Here is a 17,772-nt window from a genome sequence, read left to right as displayed (position 1 = left end):
CGGAGGCCGCCGATGGGTAATCACGAGCAGGAGCCACTCCCGAATCCTCTCAAGATCGAGGAGCCGGCCCCGGGGACCCTGCCTTCACTCCCGCAATGCTGGGGGCACGAGATCACGGCCGACTACAAGGGCCTCGATGATCTCGCGCACCGACTGCAGGATTTTGTGAGGCGCGCGAACCCTCTGATCACGCGACAAGTAGGCTACGTCAACGCTCTGGTCGCCACGGACAACGACACGTGGCGTGCCATATCGGCGCGGGAGTTCCAAAGGTCGTTCGGCCAGGACGCGGCACTGATGAGCGGTTTTCACAAGACCCTGTTGGGTATGGCGAAAGTCATCAACAACCTGGCTCGTGGACTCGCTACCATTCAGCGTGATATCGACTCCGCCTGGCAGCGAGGGATCAGCGCTGGCGAATTCGTCACCGGGGCGAGTGTGGGGCACCCCGAGGTTCCGGCATCCCCGATCCCGGGGAACCAGGTCTCCAATGCCAAGTACGCGGCGATGCTCAGGTGGATCGTACAGAAGAAAGAAGACGCTGATCAGGCTTGCCTCAAGACCGCCACGGAATTGGTCCTGTACCAGCAGTACCTGATGGCGGGGCTTGACTATTACACGAAAGGAACCGGCATCCCGGGCACCCTGGATCCGAACGGACTCCTCTCGGGGCCGGCCAAGACCGCGTCCGACCAGTTGGCCAAGAATCTAGAGCAGCAGATGGAGGCGGAGAAGAAGGCCCTCGCGAAGTCTGGCGTCGACCTCAACTCCGTAATAGCCGATCTGCAGAAATTCAGCGGGAAAGCCAATACGGTCGGAACCGCGCTCGGAGACATCGAGAATCTCCGGAACGCGACAAGCGCCATGGGCAGGGCAAAGAGTATCGGTCCCATCGCGGGTGACATCGCCTTGTTCCTCCTGATGGTTCCCAAATGAGCAGCAAGCTGCGCCTCGGGTATGCACTTCTCTCCGCTCTGGTGGTGTCCGCCGCGTCGTGTTCCGCCCAGTCGGACGACACCTCCCACGGGCCCCCCACGCCTTCGCCGTCCGGCGGTGCGCCGGACTGGGCCCTGATCGGCGCCAGCCCTCCGCCTAGGGCGCCGACCGACAAAGAGGGCCTGGCGACCGAACTCCCGGACGTCTTCAACCTGGCGATCGGTTCCATCCCCGCGGATATAAAGTCTGGACAGCCAGGACGAGATGTAACGGACTTTCGAAACAATCAATCCTATTACTGGGTCAGCGTCGGCGCGAAGAACATCAGGATACTGAGGATCTCGGTCAGGCGAGAGAAAAGTATCGCCGCAGCTAAAAGTTGGATTCTTGGTCAACGGAAAGGCTTGAGCGGCAATCCCGGCCCGGCGTCAGGCGAAGGAGCTGCGGAAACCGGTCGTGCCGAGAACCTCACGGGTCTGGGTGATGAAGCGTTCACGTTCTGGATGAAACAGAATGATCTTCCTCAAGGTACTGGGAGTGCCCGCTCCAAGTACAATGTCGGCGGCGCTTTCATCTGCGCCCGCCAAAAGAACGTCTGGATCAGCATCACCCTTGAGGGCGCCGACGGCCTCCAGGGCGCGGCTTCGGGAAGATCGATCTCGGGAACGCCTCTGCCCTTCGCGCCATCCCGCGACCAGGAGGTGTCCATCGCGCGTTCCATCTTCTCCGGGATGAGATAGGCGCCGCAGCTTCCCCGCTGATGAGGCGACAGTGGATCTGATAACTGTAATAGTCGAGGCGGCAGGGTTTTGCGCAGCTTTGGCGACCGGAGCCTGGCGATTCATGGCAGGTACATAGAACCTTTTCCAGCAGCCTCTTCAAGGCTGCTGATCACAGCATGATCGCGGGCGGCGTGGCTGGCCGTGGAGGTGAAGAAACCCCTGGTAGGAGAGGGGTCTCTGACCTCCGCCCCCCACAACCAGAGGTTTCACGTGCTTTTCTATCGTGCTTCGCTGCCGTTGTCGCGTTCGACTCTGAACTACCTGACCGGTCTCGTCCGGCGGGAGCGGACGAAGCTGAAGAGCAAGGGCCGGGCTTTGAACGCGGGGCAGCAGGCGCTGATGACGCTCGCATACTTGAAGAAGGGCGATACGTTCGCGCAGCTCGCGGCAGGTTTCGGGGTCGGGACGACGACCGCGTGGAGGTATGTGAACGAGGTCGTGGCTTGGCTGTCGGCCCGCTCACCCAAGCTCGGCACCACACTCGCCAGGGCGAAGAAAGACGGGCTGGGACATCTGATCCTGGACGGCACTCTCATCGCGACCGACCGCCTCCGCGCCGACCGGCTCTTCTACTCGGGCAAGCATCACAAGCACGGCGTGAACCTGCAGGTAATTGCCGGCCCGTACGGGCAGATCGTGTGGGTGTCGGGTGCGGTACCCGGCTCGATCCACGACCTGAAAGCGGCCCGGAACTGGGGAATCATCCGCGCCCTGGCAGCGTGCGGGCTGCCGGTCCTGGCCGACAAGGGCTACGTCGGCGCCGGTCCCGCGATCATCGTTCCTTACAAGGGCAGGAACAAGCCCGCCTCCCAGAAACAAGCCAACCGGGCCCACGCCAAGCTCCGCGGACCAGGTGAACGCGGAAACGCCCAGCTCAAGTCATGGAAGATCCTCACCAAGCTCCGCTGCTGCCCCTACCGCGCCGGCCACCTCGCCAAGGCCATCAGCGTCCTACAAAACCGCGAGGCCGCCCTCGCCCCGTGATGGAAAAGGCTCATAGTCCGGGCCGCCCATCTATCCTGTTCCCCATGAATGCCCGTGAGTCCCGACCGCGTTGTATCGATTGATGAGATGGAGCGATCTGCTGGTATCGGCGTTGTCGCGAACCTGTGGTACTGGGACTCGTCATGCGTTGGCCGTCGATGTTGAGGGCGACGTGGTGGATGGTGGCGGGGTCGCTGGGGTTGGTGGCGAAGAAGATCAGGTCGCCGGGCTGGAGCTTGTCGCGCGGGATGTGGGGGCCGTCGTGCCATTGGGTGTCTGTGGTGCGGGTGATGGAGGTTCCGGCCCTGGCCCAGGCGTCCTGAGCGAGGCCCGAGCAGGCCCAAGTCTCCGGCCAGCTTCTGAAAACGGTCACCGGAATCACAGCGGGAGTGCTTGCCGGCCACATCATCAGTTCAGTCACCCTTTGGTGCGGCCAATGTGCCGGATGTCAGGATCCTCCAGGCGGAACTCGACGACAGTGTACTTCGGGAGTGGAAGGATTATTCGTCAAACCCTCCTGACCCCAGGAGGTTGACGAAAGATGAGAACGACTTGGCGGAGAAGCTGCACCGAACCCGCAAGGAGATCAAGGATGCCATCCATAAGGTCAAGGATGGCCCGCCGAAATGGCGGAGCCTTGGAAAGAGTAAGAAACCCGACATGTACGTAGACCCCGAAACCGGGGAGGTCTACCCCGAAATGCCCAATGGAGAGCCGACTGAAGATAGTGTCGGAAACCTCATCGAAAAGCTCCCTGATGGAGAGCCGGTACCTAAGCCGGAGCCGGAAGGGGGTTCTTAGTGAGTGACGGTCAGCAGTACCTGTACTACGAAACGTTTGAAGACCGCAAGATCATGCGTTTCAGGGACCTGTTGGTGAGGCGCCTCGAGATCCGCCCGCATTTCGTCATCCAGCTCGATCGCGGGGTTTCCTTCGAGTCCACGGCGCTGCCGTACAAGAAGTCCGGGCCGGAGACGGGCGCTGCCACGACTTCTTTCGCCAAGCTTCCTTCGCAGGACCTGGAGACCCTGATCGGTTCGAGGCCGCTGGTATGGTTGATATTCGATGATGGCCATCATCTGATGGTGTTTTCAAACGAGTGGCACGTTCTTCTCGCTCCGCGCGCGGGCGACACGTGGAAGCTCGATGTGCCGGGCTATACTCCGCTCACGTACCCGTCGGCCGAGTTCAGTTCCAACACGCCCGGTTAATTCCAGCCCGGGCGTGAATTTCCAGGACTGTGCCGTGTGAAGGCACGGCTTTGAGAGTTCCCCGCGCTCGGTCGGCCGGAGGTCGAAGGGAATTCATCGATGACCGGTCTGGGGACGAACGCTGCCTATGTACTGGGACTCGTAATAGGGATTGCCGGTCCAGCGGGTGATCTCGACGGTGCGGCCGGTCTGGGGTGCGTGCACCATGCGCTGGCCGTCGAAGTTGAGGGCGACGTGGTGGATGGTGGCGGGGTCGCTGGGGTTGGTGGCGAAGAAGATCAGGTCGCCGGGCTGGAGCTTGTCGCGCGGGATGTGGGGGCCGTCGTGCCATTGGGTGTCTGTGGTGCGGGTGATGGAGGTTCCGGCCCTGGCCCAGGCGTACTGGGCGAGGCCCGAGCAGTCGTAGCCAACGGTGCCCGCTCCCTGATCGGTACCGGTGCTGGGGCCGTCGGTTCCGCCCCCGCCCCAGGAGTAGGGGACGCCGAGTTGGCTCATGGCGGCGCGGATGGCCATGACCCCGCGGCCGGAGCCGGTCAGGTTTCCGGGCCGATCCGGCGTGTCCGCGCCCAGTTCGGCGCAGAGTTGGGCGGCGTCGTCCTGAAACTGCCGTGCGACGGCGTCGGCGCCGGGTTTGTTGGGGGAATCGCCGAGTGAGCCGGTGACCTGGGTGAGTGCCTGGTCGCGGGGGAGTTTTCGGGCGGCGGTGAGGACGAGGCCGGTGGTGATCCGGTCCTTGATGTCGTCCGTGGGGAAGGTGCCCGGGGGCCCGGGCGCGGAGGACAGGGTGCGGACGATCTGGGTGGCGCGGCCCTCCTGGTGGGCGTAGGCGCCGGGGGAGGCCGACTTCTGGATGGCCTGGGCGGCTTGGGTGAGAGGGAGACGCTGCCAGCCGTCGAGGTGCGTCAGGCGAGCGTAGAAGGCCCGGGCGGCGTGGTGGGGGTCGAGGATCTGGGTTCGGGTGCCGTAGCCGCTGGTGGGTTTCTGGTGGAACAGTCCGAAGGATGTGCCGTGGTCGCCGGTCAGGTCGTGACCGAGGTCGGATTCCTGCAGGGCGGTGGCGATCGCGATGACGGCGGCGCGGTCGGGCAGGCTGAGTTGATTGGCGGTGTCGATGATGGCGCGCGCGTTGGAGAGCTGGCCAGCATCCAGGCCAAGGCCGCCGGAAGCGGTGCCACGGGGGGCGCCGGATGGTGATCCGGTGGGGCCGGAGCCGGCGTAGTCGCAGATGGTGGCGACGGTGTCGGGCTGGTGGGCGAGGTCGCTGAGGTGGGTCCCGCTGGAGGCGGCGCCGGTGACGATGGCGACACCGCCCAGCAGGAAGCCCCCGGCGGTGGCCAGTTTGAAGCCGGTTCCGGCGGCGACGATCACGACGTTTGCGTTGGGGCAGGTGTGGTGCGGTGGAGGTGGGGCCATTCGGTGGCGAGTGCGGCGAGGCGGACCCGGGGTGCACCGGTGCCGAGGGGGAACCAGACGCGTCCGGCGGGCGCTTCGTCCTCGGGATGGATGAGCGCCGAGCGGCAGGCTGTGGCGATGGGCAGGTCGTGGGCGGCCGGGTGGGTGGTCAGCCGGGCGCGGAGGTTGGCTTCGCGGCGGGGGCCTTGGAGCCAGAACAGGACGGGTGTGGTGATCCCGGTGGCGCGGGCGAGGTCGGCGTAGCCGTTGAGCTTGCGGGCGACCTTGTCGAGGGTTTCGGTGCCGGTGTCGTACTCGAGGAAGAAGTCCAGCGTGTCGGAGTCCTGAATCCATCGGGCGTAGGCATCGGGCCGGACGTGCCGGCCCCAGAGCTTGGCGCAGGAACGTTCGTGCCACCAGGCGGCGAGCGAGCTGGCGTGGGCGTGGCGGGAGGTGTGGACCAGGCTGGTGAAGAAGCCGTTGACTCCGAGCGTGTGGGCCAGGCGCTGTGAGTAGGCGATCGACAGGACGCTGGCGCGGCGGTATCCGAACGCGGCGAACTCGACGCCGTCCTCGGCGGCCAGGATCGCCGCGCCGGTCTCGCCGAGGACGTAGTGGAACGGGGCCGATCCCGAGCCGACGGGCCGGTTGGGCTGGAAGCGCTCGACGACGCCCATGTCGTGCAGGCGCAGCAGCCTCTTGCGGGCGGTGCCGTCAGACTCGAAGGCCAGTTCGGTGATCTGGGGGGCGGTCAGTACGCGGTGTTCCCAGACCATGCGCAGCACGTACCGGTCACGGCTGGTGATGCGGGCGGCCAAGGAGGCCAGGACGGCGGGGTTGTTGCGGCGGTTGGTCACCTGTCGGGTCCTTCCGTGCTGTTGAGCCGGGGGTCGTCGGGCCGCGGGGCGGGATTGGTCATATGGCGGCCATGCGCGGCGCTGGCGGCGGCGCGGATCTGGTCGGCGCGGGCCCGTTCGGGTGAGGGCAGAGGGCGCGTGCCGAGCGTGAACGGGGGTGCCTCGGCGGCCTTGACGACCAGGCGGGCGGCGGCCTGGTAGGCGTCCAGGCCGGCCAGGTCGTGCGCGGTCAGGACGGGCCGGAAATGGCTGGCCAGGGTCGTGGCGTCGCTGGGGGACAGCGCGAAGTAGAGCTTGTTGCGGGCGTCGGAGGAGACCGCCTGCTGCAGGCCGCGGGGAAGTTGGTCGAGGTACTGGTGCGCCAGCGTGAGTGAGACGCGGTAGGCGCGGGCCTCGGCGAGCATGTCGGAAAGGGCATGCGGCAGCGTCAAGAAGTTGTGGCACTCGTCGCAGTAGACGGCGGCGTGTGCGCGAGTCTGCCCAAGGCGGGCGCGGCGCGCGGCGGCCTGCCAGACCTGCGCGAGGATCATGGAGCCGAGCAGGCGTGCGGTGTCGTCGCCGAGGACGCCCTTGGGGAGCCGGACCAGCAGGACGCCGCCGTCCAGGATGTCGGTGAGGTCGAAGGTGGAGCGGGCCGAGCCGAGGATGTCCCGGACGAACGGGCGCAGCAGGAACGCGCGCAGCTTGTTCATGATCGGGCCGGTGACGTGGGCCTGGGCGGGACCGGACAGGCTGTCGTACCAGGTCCAGAAGCCGCGCAGCAGCGGGTCGGGGAGCCCGGCGGTGAGGCGGCGGCGGTAGAGCGGGTCGGTGAGCAGGGCGGGGATGTCGGCCAGGGTGCCGCCGCGCGCGGCCAGGGTGAGGCAGCAGCCGCGCAGGATGTCGTCGGTACGGGGCCCCCAGGTGTCCGCGTAGATCTTGTGGAAGATCCCGACGAGGTTGTCGGTGGCCATCGCGACGTCGTCGCCGCGTCCGCCGCCTTGCAGGACGTTGAGGGCGGGGCGGGGATGGGGGTCGTCGGGGTCGACCAGGACGACTCGGTCGGCGCATTCCTCGGGGAGCAGGCCGAGCAGGTCGGTGATCAGGTCTCCTTTGGCCTCGATGACGACGGTGCCGCGTCCGGCGGTGACGTCGGCGAGGATCATGTTGGCGAGCAGGGTGGACTTGCCGGTGCCGTTGGGGCCCATGACGTGGACGTGGTGGACGGCGTCGGCGACCCGGAGACCGACGGTGCGCGCTGGTCCGGCGTCGGCGTCGCCGAGCGGCTTGGTGTTCGGTCCGTGGTGGGCGATGACGGGGGAAGGTGCGACGCGGTTGGCTCCGGCGCGCTTCAGGCCGGGGACGGTGGTGTCGAGGGGCAGGTGGGCCAGGGCGGCCAGTTCGCTGACCGAGACGAGCTGCCCGCGGCCCAGGCGGCGCGTGTTCAGGCAGTGGGCGGCTCGGCGGAGCCGCCTGCGTTCCAGCCGGTTGTGGCCGGAGTACAGGGCGAACGCCGAGGCGATGGCGTGCGCGCGTCCGACCATCGCGTTACGGCGCGCCTGTTCGATCCCGGCCGTTGCGTGTCCGTCCGGGGGGTCGGTGGTGACCGCGTACCGGATCGCGATCGCATAGCGGGGCTGGGCGGATTTGTCGGCGGCCGAGCGGGCCTGGGCGGCCTGGCTGATCTGGTCGGCGCGGTCGCTCACGGTACGGGTGACCGGTGCCGGGGTGCGGCGGCGGTCGGGGGACTCGAACAAGGTGAGCAGGGCGCGGGCGTAGGGTTCGATGGCCAGCAGGTCGAAGGCCGACAGGCGACGGCCGGTCGCGGGGCGCGCCAGGATCTGCACGCAGGCGTGCTGGCCGTGCGGCATCGCAGAGGCCGCGCCGACCAGGGCGCGCAGTGGGTCGGTGTCATGCCGGTCCCTCAGCGGCAGGTGTTCACCGCGAGCCAGGATCAGCCAGCCGCCGGCACTCCATGCGTCCACCGGGACGGGCGCGCCGTCCTTGCCGGGGACCTGGGTGGTGCGTGCGGACGGCCACGCCGCCTCGATGGCGTGTTCGGCCAGGCCATCGGGGACGTTGCCGGGCACCCAGAGCCGGATCCGCATTCCACGCGCATCGAAGGTGTACTCGAACGACAAGTGCGGCTGGCCGAGCAATATCCGAGCCCAGGCCGGACGCAGCAACCCCATCAGATTGCTCCACAACGCTTGGGCATTGGCCAGCTCGGCTTGCGGCGGAGGCTCGATCTCGACGCAACGGCTGCCGACGGCCATCCGCCGATATCGTGCGCGGACGACGCCCAAGCGGGCCAGTGCGGCGGCGGCCAGCACCGGGCAGGCGATCAGATAGTGCGCTGCAAGCCAGGACAGCAGCATCTCCAGCAGGAACCAGGGATCGGTGTTCACAGGGGGGCGTCCTCCTCCAGCCCGGCCAGGAACTCCGGGCTTGTGGTGGCCAGCCGGGTTTCGGCGTCTGAGGCGATGGCCTGGAACGCCACCCGCTGGGATCCGGCGGTGAGCAGGCCGTGTCCGCGTTCGGCTCCCAGCAGCAGTTGCCGTTCGCCGTCGGACAGGGCGAACGCTTCGGCGATCGCGTCGATGGCCTGCGGGGCTTGGCGGAGCAGGATCTGGGTGGCGGCGTTGGCGACGACTGCCTGGCCCAGGTCGGAGCCGAGCAGGTCGGCGGCGTCCTGGCTGATGACCGCGAGCCCGGCCCAGTGTTTCCGGGCTGCCTTGGCCATCCGGTAGAGGAACTTCGCGCCCTCGGTGTCGCGCATCAGCAGCCACGCCTCGTCGACCACGACCAGTCGAGGGCGGCGGTGGCGTGGGTCGGACACGCGCCGCCACACCGTGTCCAGAGTCATCAGGGTGCCGACCGCCTTCAACTCGTCGGGCAGGTCGCGCAGCGAGAACACGATCAGATGGGAGTCGGGGCGCGTGGTGGTGTGCCCGTCGAACAAGATGCGGTGGCTGCCTTCGGTGAACGGGGTGAGCCGGTCCGCCAGGGCACCGGCTGTCGCGTCGCCATCGGCTGCCAGAGTGCTCGCAAGGTCGCGGAGCAGCGGCGGGCTGCGTCGCCAGGTGCGCGGATCGGGGGTGATTCCGGCCGCTCGGTAGGTGCGCATGATCGCCCGGTCCAGGGCGGCCTTGGTCCCACCGTCCATCGACTCGCCCAACAGCACCGAGATCAGCGTGTGCAGGAACACCGCCCGGCGGATCAGCGCGTCGGGCTCGGGACGGGACGGCAGATCGAAAGGATTGAGGCGCACGTCGGGAGCGCCGAGCCGCAGGCAGACGCCGCCGACAGCGCGGGCCAGGCGCCCGTACTCGTCCTCGGGGTCGATGACGGCGACCTCGACGCCGGTGTACAGGTTACGCAGCGCCTCGAGCTTGGCCAGGAAGCTCTTGCCCGCCCCGGAACGGGCGAGGATCACCGAGTTGTGGTTGTCCTGAGCGAACCGGTCCCACATCACCAGGGAGGAGGAGTCGGCGTTCACCCCGTACAGCACCGGGTGCTTGCCGATCTCCGTGTTCAGGTCGGGGGAGGTGAAGGGGAAGCTGGCGGCCAGCGCGGCGGTGTCGAACGCGCGGCGCAGCCTCAGCCGGTCGGTGCCCAGCGGCAGGGTGGTGGTCCAGCCCTGCAGGGTGCGGAAGGTGGCGGGTTTGGCGTCCAGCAGCAGGGACGCGGCCAGGGTCCGGACGCGCCCGACCTCGATCTCCAGCCGTCCCAGGGTGGGGGCGTGGACGGTCAGGTACAGCCCGGCGCGGAACATCCGCCCCTGTCCGCGCGCGAGCTGGGAGGCCAGTTCGTAGGCGTCCTCGGCAGCTGCCTCAGCCTCGAAGTCTGCCAGGCGACCGTGTTCGGCGTCGGCGCGGCCGGTGGATTCCAGCCGGGCGAGCTGACGCCGCAGCCGGTCGGCGGCGACCAGCGGCGGGATCGGCTCGACGTGCAGTGACACGTCCAGCCGTCCGGGGTAGGTCAGCAGCGGCTGCAGCCAGCCCTGGCCGACCTCGCGGGGATAGCCGACCACGGCCAGGGAGGTGCACACCGAGCCGTCCAGGCACAGGTGCCGGGGCGCGACCTCCACCGCCGGAGACGGCACCGGCGATGGTTCGGCGGGGCGGCGGTTCAGGCGGATCACAGCTGGTCCTCCTCGAAACGGCGAGAGCCGGTGACGGGATCGCCGGGCGCGGCGAGATCTGTCAGGCCAGGCGGCATGTCGGGGTCCAGGCACGCCGCCAGCACGGCGGTGGTCTGCGAGGCGTCCAGGATGCGGGTGATGACCTGCGCGCCGGCCAGGGCATGGCAGGCGTCCTCGGCGCGGCGTAGCACCCGCCCGGCGGCGCCCGCGACGTCGTGGCCGCCGCTTTCGAAAGGTTCGCGCAGCACCAGCAGGACCCGGCGGCGCAGCAGGTCACGGGAGGAACCCAGCCGCGCCAGGAACGCCGCGTGTTCCAGCGCTGCCCGCTCCAGCGCGGCGTGCGCCAGGCCGGGCGCGTCGGCGCGCAGCCGCTCGATCGCCGGGCGCAGGTTGATGCGCTCGGCCACGACGACGACCTGGACAGGGTGGGTGAGGGAGTTCAGCCAGCGCCCGAACGCCGCGACCAGCGCCATCTGCTCCTCGTCGGTGCGCAGCGCGAAGCTGATGGTCGAGCAGTCCACGATGACCGCGACCCCGTCGGCGCCCAGGTCGAGCACGCCGTCTCCGCGGACCGAACGGACCGGCAAGTTCAGCACGCCGGGTGGTGGCTGGTCGGTGTCCGGCCCGAGGGCGCACGGCGCCGGGACGCCTTCGGGCGCGTATACCTGGCGCCGCGTGGTGCGGTTCTGCCGCCACGCCGCGAGCAGAAGCCGGTCGAGGCCCACCCCGTCGCGGCGGAACAACGCCAGCGCCGACCCGGCGGCCAGCGGGGGAGCGGCGACCGCGAGCGCGACCGCCTCAGGAGCGAGCCGGGCGGCGAGGCCGTACAGCAGCCAGGCCACGACCGCGGCGACGGCAAGGATCGCCAACTGGCGTGCGCTCAGTCCCCAGAGCAGGCGATCTTCGCGTTCCAGGTCGGCGGGAATCAGCACGCGGGTGTCGTCGCGCATCACGATCTCTTCCGCGGGTCCGGTTGCGTCCGCATGCTGGCTCTGGTCGGCGGTGGCGTAGAAGGTGGCTGGGACTGCGGCGGGATGGTTGGCCGCGGCTGGCCGGAGGGGCGTGGTTGTCGTGGGGGGCCAGGCTGCCCCGCGGGTCGTGGCCGCGGTTGATGCGGTATCGGATGACCCTGGTATCCGTGAGGCCGCGCGGTGTAGGGGACCGGGCGCGGCTGCCTGCCGTCGCCGCCCGCGCCGGTGCCGCGCCCGCCGGCCGGTCGACCCCGGCCGCGAGCTGCACGCCGGGCGCCGCGCGCGGTCCGCTGCGTGCGGTGCAGCCGGTACAGGACGTACATGTAGGTGCCGGAACGGGCAGCCGGGCTGCGCGGGGCCGCGCCCTGCACGACGATGTGCCACACCCAGACCGGGACGCGGACCAGCACGTACAGCAGGCAGATCACCAGGACCATGTCCCACAGCTGGCCCTTGTCGCTGAAGGCCCGCGAGCCGTCCGGAGTGAACAGGACCTGGAGCGCGATGAGGAAGACCAGCGACTGCACGACCTGGATCAGCAGGACGGCGACCAGGACACGCCACCAGATCCGCGCGACCATCTCGGTCTGGGGGAGTGCTTGGCAGGCCAGCGCGAGCGGTCCGCCGACCAGCAGCACCAGCAGGATCATGACGCGTACGGCGTAGGTGACGACCAGGATGCAGCCCAGGAAGGCCGCGACCAGCACCAGGATCACCAGGAAGATCGACCCCGAGCGGATGTGATGACTCAGGCGGTCGCCCAGCACCTTCACCGCCACGTCCGGGTCGGCGCCCGGCCCGATGATCGCCGCCGCCAGCGCGTTGGCGAATCCGACACTCCCGCCAATGATCTCGCTGCTGAAGTTCGCGGTCACGAACGCCACTACCAGCCGCGGCGCGACGTCCTTGACCGAGTAGGACGTCTGCACGGTCTCGTGACCCATCAGTAGCAGCCCGCCCGCGATGACCAGCAGCACGAAGCACGAGTCGGCGATCCAGAACGCCTGCTGCCAGGCCTGCCGCGCCCGGGGGATCCGGTCCACCCGCGGCGTGTGGATCAGGTGGTCGCCCATCCCGTCGAACACGGTCTTGACCGCCGACCGGGCGAATGAGACGAACCAGTCATCGATCGTGTTCTGGATCTTGCAGGGGTAGTCGAGCGGGTCGCACTTCTTGTCGTCCGGCGATGGTGTGTCTCCATCGGAGGCGCCGCCGGGCGAGGAGGGCCGGCCTCCCGGAGGCGTCGGAGCCGGTCCGGGTGCCGGGCGCGGGGAGGGACTGTCCGGACGGTTCGGCGGTGGCTCCGGCGCTCCACCGGGCGCAGGTGAGGGGATGGGCGGCTCGTACGACGACACGGGCTCGGAATGTGGCTTGGGATGGAGATGCGGGACGACCGTCAGTCCGAGGACCGCCGAGAGAGCCAGAGGTCCCATGAGCCGCAGAAGGGACCGGTGCGAAAGAGTCCAGAGCGACCGGGGTCTCCGGGACAGAGGCCAGCGGGAGCGGGGGCGATGCGTCGTGGTCATGGTCACGCCCCGACGATCTTCTTGAGCGCGTCGACCAGGATCGGGGCCAGCGCCGCGATGCCGTAGCCGATGGCCGCGCTGCGCAGGGAGTTCTTCGCCTTGGCGACCTCGCCGGGATCACCCCCGGCCAGCAGGTAACGCAGGCCGCCGAACGTCGCCATCAACGTCGCTAGCCCCACCAGGAACCCGACCAGCCACGTCCGCAGGTTGTCGATGATCTGGCCCAGCCGTTCTTTGGGATCCTGCTGGTTCGACGGCGGACCGGACAGGACCTGTGCGTGCGCTGCCAGCGTGGCCGACAGCACCACGATCGCGACGCACGCCAGCACCAGGACGGCCCGCAGGGCGATCCTTCGCCGCCTCGAGTGCCGGGCGGGTACGGGACGACGCGGCCCCGGCCTGTCCTGGAAGGAACGGTCACCCGGTGTGGAGCGTCGCACGGGCGTCGAGGCTCCGCTTCGCGGGAGAGGACGGCCTGGTGCAGCGGACCTCGCGCGGTCCGTACCGTCGCGCGTCCGTGTTCGCCGACCGTTCGCGGCCGGACGGGCGAGGACGCAAGCGCCCTCACCCGTTCCAGGGGACCGCCAGGCGATCGTCGGGGACAACCCGGCACGGACCTGCCCGGACCGGATCGCCGAGCACAGCACCGGCTCGGCGCGTTGCCGCCGCTTCTTAGCCGCCTCGGTGCTCAGCCCCAACTCCGCCGCGACCTCGGCCAGCGTCCGGCGCTCCAGCCGGGTACGGCCGATCAGCTCGGCGTCCAGGTCTGACACCACCCCTTGGGCGACCGCGTCGGCCAGCACGAAATCCGGATGCGACCACGGCACCCGCGGCATCTGCGAGGTGTTCAACGGCAACCGGCGGCAGGCGGACGCCTCGGCGAGTTGCCGGGCGCGCATTCCGGCCCTTCGCGCCGCCTCACACAGCCGGGGCCGCACGTTCGGCCGGTCCACATCCACCGTCGGCAACGCGGTGAGGAACCCGGCCAGCACCTCCGCGTCAATGTCGGCAGGATCCCCGGCCGCGTAACCCCGCGTCAGCCTCCCCGCGATCGACCGGAGCGCGGGAAGCGACATCCCGACCGCGACCATCGTCCAGACAGCCCCGTCCCGGCGGGCCCGCAACACCAGCTCCCGCCACACCAGATCCCGCGTCGCATTGTCCGTGGCCGGGCTGCACAGCAGCTCACGCACCTCCAGCAGCGACGACCCGTCCGCCTCCAGGCCAGGAAGGCACGCGCCAGCTGACAGGCAGTCGGTGACTTCGGCCAGGAGGCGGAAGGCGGCCTCGGCGACGTCCAGTGGAGAGCCGCCGCCGGCGAGATTCGGAGGGGTAGAGCCCATCTGTTGCTCCCGAGGACGGGGACACGTCTCGGGGACCGGTCTAGAGAGCGGCTCTGGCGGACCTCTGGCAGCGCCCCCGGCGCCGCCGCCCATATCCGCGGGCCGGTACGGCTGCCAGAGTTCCGCCAGAGCCGTGCGCTGGGAGTTCCGCACTCCAGAGGCGGATGAGCGGCATGGCATGAGCGGTGGTGCTCTGGTGCCAGAGTTCTGCCAGAACAGCTTGGTGCCGTGACGCCATGAGCACCATGCGCGACACCGAGCTCACCATCCGCGATGACGAGCAGAGGCCGGGGAACGTGCCCGCGGACGGCGACGGGCTCGTCTTCTACCCGACCCCGGCCAAGATCCACGCCCGCTCCACCCCGCTGCGCGAGCCGGTCCTTCGGGTCCTGGCCCTGGACACCACCCCGCAGGCCTCAGCGCTGTTGATGCTCGCAGTCGACGGCGACATCCCCAAGTTCGACCTGGCCCTGTACCCGGACCGGCCCGCCACCCGCCCGCAGATGCTCGCGCACTTGGCGCTGGTCCAGCAGCACGCCATCGGCGCGGGTATCCCGATCCTGCGGGTGGAGACCACCGGGTCCGCCGAGAAGGCCCTGCACGCCAGGATCCGCGAGATCCTGGGCTTCCCCGAACCCCGGCATGTCCCCGCGGACGTGGTCGCCGACCTCGCCCTGCCCGCCAGCCTGGACACCATCCACCTGGCCGTCGGCTCACGAGTCCCTTTCCTGCGGCACACCTTCCCACTGCTGGAGCTCGGCTGGGCTCTGGGTGACTGCCAGGGCTACCTGCGCTCCCGCCGCCTCGACCGGCCCGGGCTGCCTGGCCAGGCGAGGTGAGCGTGCGGTTCTACCTCGGTACCCATCAACCCTCCTGGTTGTCCACCGCCACCGTCCCGCTGATGGCCTCGCATCGTCGGCTCGGCCAGTACAAGCGCCTGCCGCGCGCCGCCGCCACCTGGGCGTTGGATTCGGGCGGCTACACCGAACTGTCCCTGTTCGGCACATGGCAGACCCGCCCTCGCGGCTACGTCACTGCAGTCGCCCGTTACACCAGCGAGATCGGAAATCTCGCCTGGGCAGCCCAGCAGGACTGGATGTGTGAGCCGCGCGTGCTGGCCCGCATCGGCCTGACCGTCGCCGCACACCAGCGCCGCACCTTGGACAACTACCTTCAACTGCGCGATCTGGCCGCGGATCTGCCGTTCATGCCCGTACTGCAGGGGGCCGTCCCAGAGGACTACCAGCGCGCCGCCGACGCCTTCGAGCACGCGGGAATCGCCCTGGCTTCCCTGCCGATCGTCGGCGTCGGCACCCTGTGCCGCCGCACCGGCCTCGCCGAGATCCACAACGTGCTGGCCCCGCTGCGCGCCCGCGGCCTGCACCTGCATGCCTTCGGTGTCAAGACCCGCGCCCTGACGGCCGTCGCCCACCTGCTCGACTCGGCCGACTCGATGGCCTGGAGCCTGCGCGGCCGCTACCTGCCCGGCTGCACTCCCACCCATAGCAGCGAAGCCAACTGCCGCGCCTATGCCCTCGCCTGGCACGCCGCCGTCCTTCGCGACCTCCCCGACGCCGATACCGGCAACCGGGACCGGAGGCCGGCATGAGCCAGACCGGCTACCTGCGCGTGGGGTCGCTGTGCACCGGTTACGGCGGTCTCGACCTGGCCGTCCATGCTGTCGTGGCGGGCGCCGAACTGGTCTGGTGCGCCGACAACGATCGCCATGTGGGCACGCTACTGGCCACGCGATGGCCGGACGTCCCCAACCTCGGTGACCTCATCGACGTCGACTGGGCCACGGTGCCTTCAGTCGACCTGGTCACCGCCGGGTTCCCCTGCCAGGACATCAGCTTCGCCGGACGCGGAGCCGGGATCAGGAAGGACACCAGAAGTGGGCTCTGGATCATCATCGCCGACGCCGTTCGCCTGCTACGACCCCGGTACGTCTTCCTGGAGAACGTCGCGGCGCTGCGGTCACGGGGCCTCGACACGGTTCTCGGGGACCTGGCCGCGCTCGGGTACGACACGGCATGGATGTGCCTACGAGCGTCCGACGTCGGGGCACCCCATCAACGCGACCGGATCTTCATCCTCGCCGCCCACCCCGATAGCCCAGGCCCACGGACTCCAGAACCCGGCCCTGCGCAGGGCTTGCGGACAGCAGTTCCACCTGGCCGGCGTGGCCAGCTTCCGGCTGTTGCCGACCCCGGCGGCGTGCAACGCCAACGACACCGAGCGCCTGGAATCCTGGCTGGCCCGCGCTCGCAGGCAGCGGCCGAACCGGGCAATGCCGCTCAGCATCGCCGTCCGGTTGCTGCCGACGCCCAGGGCGGCCGACGGGACGCACTGAAGCCCGAACAGCCTCCGCTCCAAAGGGGGCTTGATGCCGCCCGCGGCGGCGCTCCGGATTGGTGCGACTACGAATCCGCCGTCCGAAGCTGGGAGAACCTCCTCGGACGCCCGGCCCCCTGCCCCACCGAGCCGGGACGCAACGGGCGCCCCCGCCTGAACGCCCGCTTCGTCGAATGGATGATGGGCCTGCCCGACGGCCACGTCACAGACCTGCCGCTACCCCGCGGCGCGCAAATGCGGATCCTGGGCAACGGCGTCGTTCCCCAACAGGCTGCCGCTGCCTTCCTCCTGCTCGACACGGCCCTGAACACGGAGGGCAGGCATTGAGCCCCGCGTATTGGAGCGACCGGACCAGTCGCCTTCACCACGGAGACGTACGGCAGATCCTGCCGCGCCTTCCGGACGGCAGCGCCGACTGCGTCGTCACCGCCGTCCCCGCCTACCGTTCCGGCGGCAAGCACCTGGAAGGGCACTTCGGCGACGCGGAAACCCCGGCCGCCTACCTCCACACGCTGCGGCAGGTGTTCGCCGAGATCTACCGCATCCTGGCAGCCGACGGCACCTGCTGGATCAGCCTTGACGACCACCGTACGGCTTGTGATGCCGCGACCGGCGACGGCGCCGACCAGATGCCCGGCGGTTTGCTCTGTCTGCCTTGGCGAGCCGTCACGGCTCTGCGAGAGGACGGCTGGATCGTCCGCGACGCGGCCGTCATTTCTCCCGCCCTGGCCCCGCCGAACACCGTCGGCCGATTTCCCGAGCGTCACCGGACACTGTTCCTGCTGGCCAAGCAGCGCGACCATTGGTTCGCGCCATCCGATTGGCCCCAGAGCCCGCGATGCCCGTGCTCCTCTCCATGCCATGTCCGGCGCCCGGGGAAGCTTTGCGGAATCTGGCGCCCGCCTGCCGGTTCACGCCCACCACGCTGCCACGACCCGCGGCCAGAGCTCGAGATGTCGCCTACGTGCTGTCGGCAACATGCGAAAGGGAACGGCACGATCGGTGGAAACGCCTGCACGGCTCCTCTTCCGTCTTCCGGAAACAGGCGCCCGCCCGGCATCTCGACCAGTCTCGCTTTCCGCTGCGTCCAAGCTGCTTGCCGCCCCGGCGGCAAGGTCCTGGATCCGTTCGCCGCCACCGGCAACGTCGGTATCGCCGCACGGCGACTCGGACTCCGGTTCGTCGGCAGCGAACTCAGTGCCTGCCGCTGCGCGCTGATCGCCTGCCGCCTGAATGCCGTGAACGGCCGCGACCTGCCCCGGGACGGCCGGGATGGCTGAACCGGCACAGGA

17 protein-coding genes are annotated in these 17,772 nt (G+C 69.2%); 9 read left to right on the top strand and 8 right to left on the bottom strand.

Going from position 1 to position 17,772, the window contains the following annotated elements:
* Nucleotides 1-12: 12 nt before the first annotated feature.
* The 3 genes from FHU30_RS13995 (at nucleotide 13) to FHU30_RS13985 (ending at nucleotide 2,702) form a co-directional block, all read left to right on the top strand.
* The gene (locus tag FHU30_RS13995; protein WP_253875748.1) at nucleotides 13-936 is read left to right on the top strand and encodes a hypothetical protein; all 924 of its coding nucleotides are present in this window, start codon (nucleotides 13-15) and stop codon (nucleotides 934-936) included.
* Nucleotides 933-1,676 carry a hypothetical protein gene (locus FHU30_RS13990; RefSeq protein WP_253875744.1) on the top strand — a complete coding sequence of 248 codons (744 nt, stop codon included), beginning with the start codon at nucleotides 933-935 and terminating at the stop codon, nucleotides 1,674-1,676. The genes FHU30_RS13995 and FHU30_RS13990 overlap by 4 nt, the downstream gene beginning before the upstream one ends.
* 252 nt (nucleotides 1,677-1,928) lie before the next feature.
* Nucleotides 1,929-2,702, top strand: a complete 774-nt coding sequence (locus tag FHU30_RS13985) for a transposase family protein (protein ID WP_253874200.1) — start codon at nucleotides 1,929-1,931, stop codon at nucleotides 2,700-2,702.
* Between the two features lie 10 nt (nucleotides 2,703-2,712).
* Here the strand turns inward: FHU30_RS13985 and FHU30_RS47650 are convergent, their stop codons facing one another.
* The gene (locus tag FHU30_RS47650) at nucleotides 2,713-3,108 is read right to left on the bottom strand and encodes a C40 family peptidase (protein WP_372503901.1); all 396 of its coding nucleotides are present in this window, start codon (nucleotides 3,106-3,108) and stop codon (nucleotides 2,713-2,715) included.
* A 32-nt stretch (nucleotides 3,109-3,140) separates the two neighbouring features.
* On the opposite strand from FHU30_RS47650, the gene FHU30_RS13980 reads away from it, so the two are divergent.
* Together FHU30_RS13980 and FHU30_RS13975 are read left to right on the top strand one after the other, a co-directional pair.
* Nucleotides 3,141-3,503, top strand: coding sequence for a hypothetical protein (locus FHU30_RS13980; protein ID WP_253875742.1), 363 nt, complete (start codon nucleotides 3,141-3,143; stop codon nucleotides 3,501-3,503).
* A complete protein-coding gene (locus tag FHU30_RS13975) occupies nucleotides 3,503-3,913 on the top strand; it encodes a hypothetical protein (RefSeq protein WP_253875739.1) in 411 nt (136 codons plus the stop codon). Before FHU30_RS13980 ends, FHU30_RS13975 begins: the two co-directional genes overlap by 1 nt.
* A gap of 93 nt (nucleotides 3,914-4,006) precedes the next feature.
* On the opposite strand, the gene FHU30_RS47050 is transcribed toward FHU30_RS13975, so the two are convergent.
* The 7 genes from FHU30_RS47050 to FHU30_RS13940 all read right to left on the bottom strand — a co-directional run bounded on the left by FHU30_RS47050 (nucleotide 4,007) and on the right by FHU30_RS13940 (nucleotide 14,125).
* Nucleotides 4,007-5,281, bottom strand: a complete 1,275-nt coding sequence (locus FHU30_RS47050; RefSeq protein ID WP_253875737.1) for a C40 family peptidase — start codon at nucleotides 5,279-5,281, stop codon at nucleotides 4,007-4,009.
* Nucleotides 5,278-6,162 (bottom strand): replication-relaxation family protein, encoded by an 885-nt coding sequence (locus tag FHU30_RS13965; RefSeq protein WP_253875734.1) that lies wholly within the window; start codon nucleotides 6,160-6,162, stop codon nucleotides 5,278-5,280. Before FHU30_RS13965 ends, FHU30_RS47050 begins: the two co-directional genes overlap by 4 nt.
* Nucleotides 6,159-8,549, bottom strand: a complete 2,391-nt coding sequence (locus tag FHU30_RS13960; RefSeq protein ID WP_253875732.1) for a type IV secretory system conjugative DNA transfer family protein — start codon at nucleotides 8,547-8,549, stop codon at nucleotides 6,159-6,161. Before FHU30_RS13960 ends, FHU30_RS13965 begins: the two co-directional genes overlap by 4 nt.
* The gene (locus FHU30_RS13955; protein ID WP_253875731.1) at nucleotides 8,546-10,285 is read right to left on the bottom strand and encodes a VirB4 family type IV secretion system protein; all 1,740 of its coding nucleotides are present in this window, start codon (nucleotides 10,283-10,285) and stop codon (nucleotides 8,546-8,548) included. Before FHU30_RS13955 ends, FHU30_RS13960 begins: the two co-directional genes overlap by 4 nt.
* The gene (locus FHU30_RS13950; RefSeq protein ID WP_253875729.1) at nucleotides 10,282-11,235 is read right to left on the bottom strand and encodes a PrgI family mobile element protein; all 954 of its coding nucleotides are present in this window, start codon (nucleotides 11,233-11,235) and stop codon (nucleotides 10,282-10,284) included. Before FHU30_RS13950 ends, FHU30_RS13955 begins: the two co-directional genes overlap by 4 nt.
* A complete protein-coding gene (locus tag FHU30_RS13945; protein WP_253876868.1) occupies nucleotides 11,235-12,341 on the bottom strand; it encodes a TrbL/VirB6 family protein in 1,107 nt (368 codons plus the stop codon). The genes FHU30_RS13950 and FHU30_RS13945 overlap by 1 nt, the downstream gene beginning before the upstream one ends.
* Before the next feature lie 443 nt (nucleotides 12,342-12,784).
* On the bottom strand, nucleotides 12,785-14,125 hold the full coding sequence (locus FHU30_RS13940) for a pilin (RefSeq protein ID WP_253875726.1): 1,341 nt from the start codon (nucleotides 14,123-14,125) through the stop codon (nucleotides 12,785-12,787).
* Between the two features lie 236 nt (nucleotides 14,126-14,361).
* Here FHU30_RS13940 and FHU30_RS13935 point away from each other — a divergent pair, with 236 nt between their 5' ends.
* From FHU30_RS13935 to FHU30_RS13920, 4 genes are read left to right on the top strand one after another with little or no spacing between them, the layout of a single operon-like run.
* Nucleotides 14,362-14,964, top strand: coding sequence for a hypothetical protein (locus FHU30_RS13935; protein ID WP_253875724.1), 603 nt, complete (start codon nucleotides 14,362-14,364; stop codon nucleotides 14,962-14,964).
* Nucleotides 14,961-15,734 (top strand): deazapurine DNA modification protein DpdA family protein, encoded by a 774-nt coding sequence (locus FHU30_RS13930; RefSeq protein ID WP_443612888.1) that lies wholly within the window; start codon nucleotides 14,961-14,963, stop codon nucleotides 15,732-15,734. Before FHU30_RS13935 ends, FHU30_RS13930 begins: the two co-directional genes overlap by 4 nt.
* Nucleotides 15,731-16,807, top strand: a complete 1,077-nt coding sequence (locus FHU30_RS13925) for a DNA (cytosine-5-)-methyltransferase (protein ID WP_253875718.1) — start codon at nucleotides 15,731-15,733, stop codon at nucleotides 16,805-16,807. Before FHU30_RS13930 ends, FHU30_RS13925 begins: the two co-directional genes overlap by 4 nt.
* Nucleotides 16,804-17,760: a DNA-methyltransferase gene (locus FHU30_RS13920; protein ID WP_253875715.1), complete on the top strand. Its 957-nt coding sequence runs from the start codon at nucleotides 16,804-16,806 to the stop codon at nucleotides 17,758-17,760. Before FHU30_RS13925 ends, FHU30_RS13920 begins: the two co-directional genes overlap by 4 nt.
* The last annotated feature ends 12 nt before the right edge of the window (nucleotides 17,761-17,772 follow it).

Source organism: Actinomadura rupiterrae (assembly GCF_024172125.1).
GTDB lineage: Bacteria > Actinomycetota > Actinomycetes > Streptosporangiales > Streptosporangiaceae > Spirillospora > Spirillospora rupiterrae.
This window is presented reverse-complemented; position numbering and strand designations above follow the sequence as displayed.

Bases quoted from the DNA above. Each gene is read 5' to 3' on its own strand.
- FHU30_RS13995 (WP_253875748.1), top strand. From the start codon at position 13: ATGGGTAATCACGAGCAGGAGCCACTCCCGAATCCTCTCAAGATCGAG.
- FHU30_RS13990 (WP_253875744.1), top strand. From the start codon at position 933: ATGAGCAGCAAGCTGCGCCTCGGGTATGCACTTCTCTCCGCTCTGGTG.
- FHU30_RS47650 (WP_372503901.1), bottom strand. From the start codon at position 3,108: ATGTGGCCGGCAAGCACTCCCGCTGTGATTCCGGTGACCGTTTTCAGA.
- FHU30_RS13950 (WP_253875729.1), bottom strand. From the start codon at position 11,235: ATGCGCGACGACACCCGCGTGCTGATTCCCGCCGACCTGGAACGCGAA.
- FHU30_RS13940 (WP_253875726.1), bottom strand. From the start codon at position 14,125: ATGGGCTCTACCCCTCCGAATCTCGCCGGCGGCGGCTCTCCACTGGAC.
- FHU30_RS13935 (WP_253875724.1), top strand. From the start codon at position 14,362: ATGAGCACCATGCGCGACACCGAGCTCACCATCCGCGATGACGAGCAG.
- FHU30_RS13925 (WP_253875718.1), top strand. From the start codon at position 15,731: ATGAGCCAGACCGGCTACCTGCGCGTGGGGTCGCTGTGCACCGGTTAC.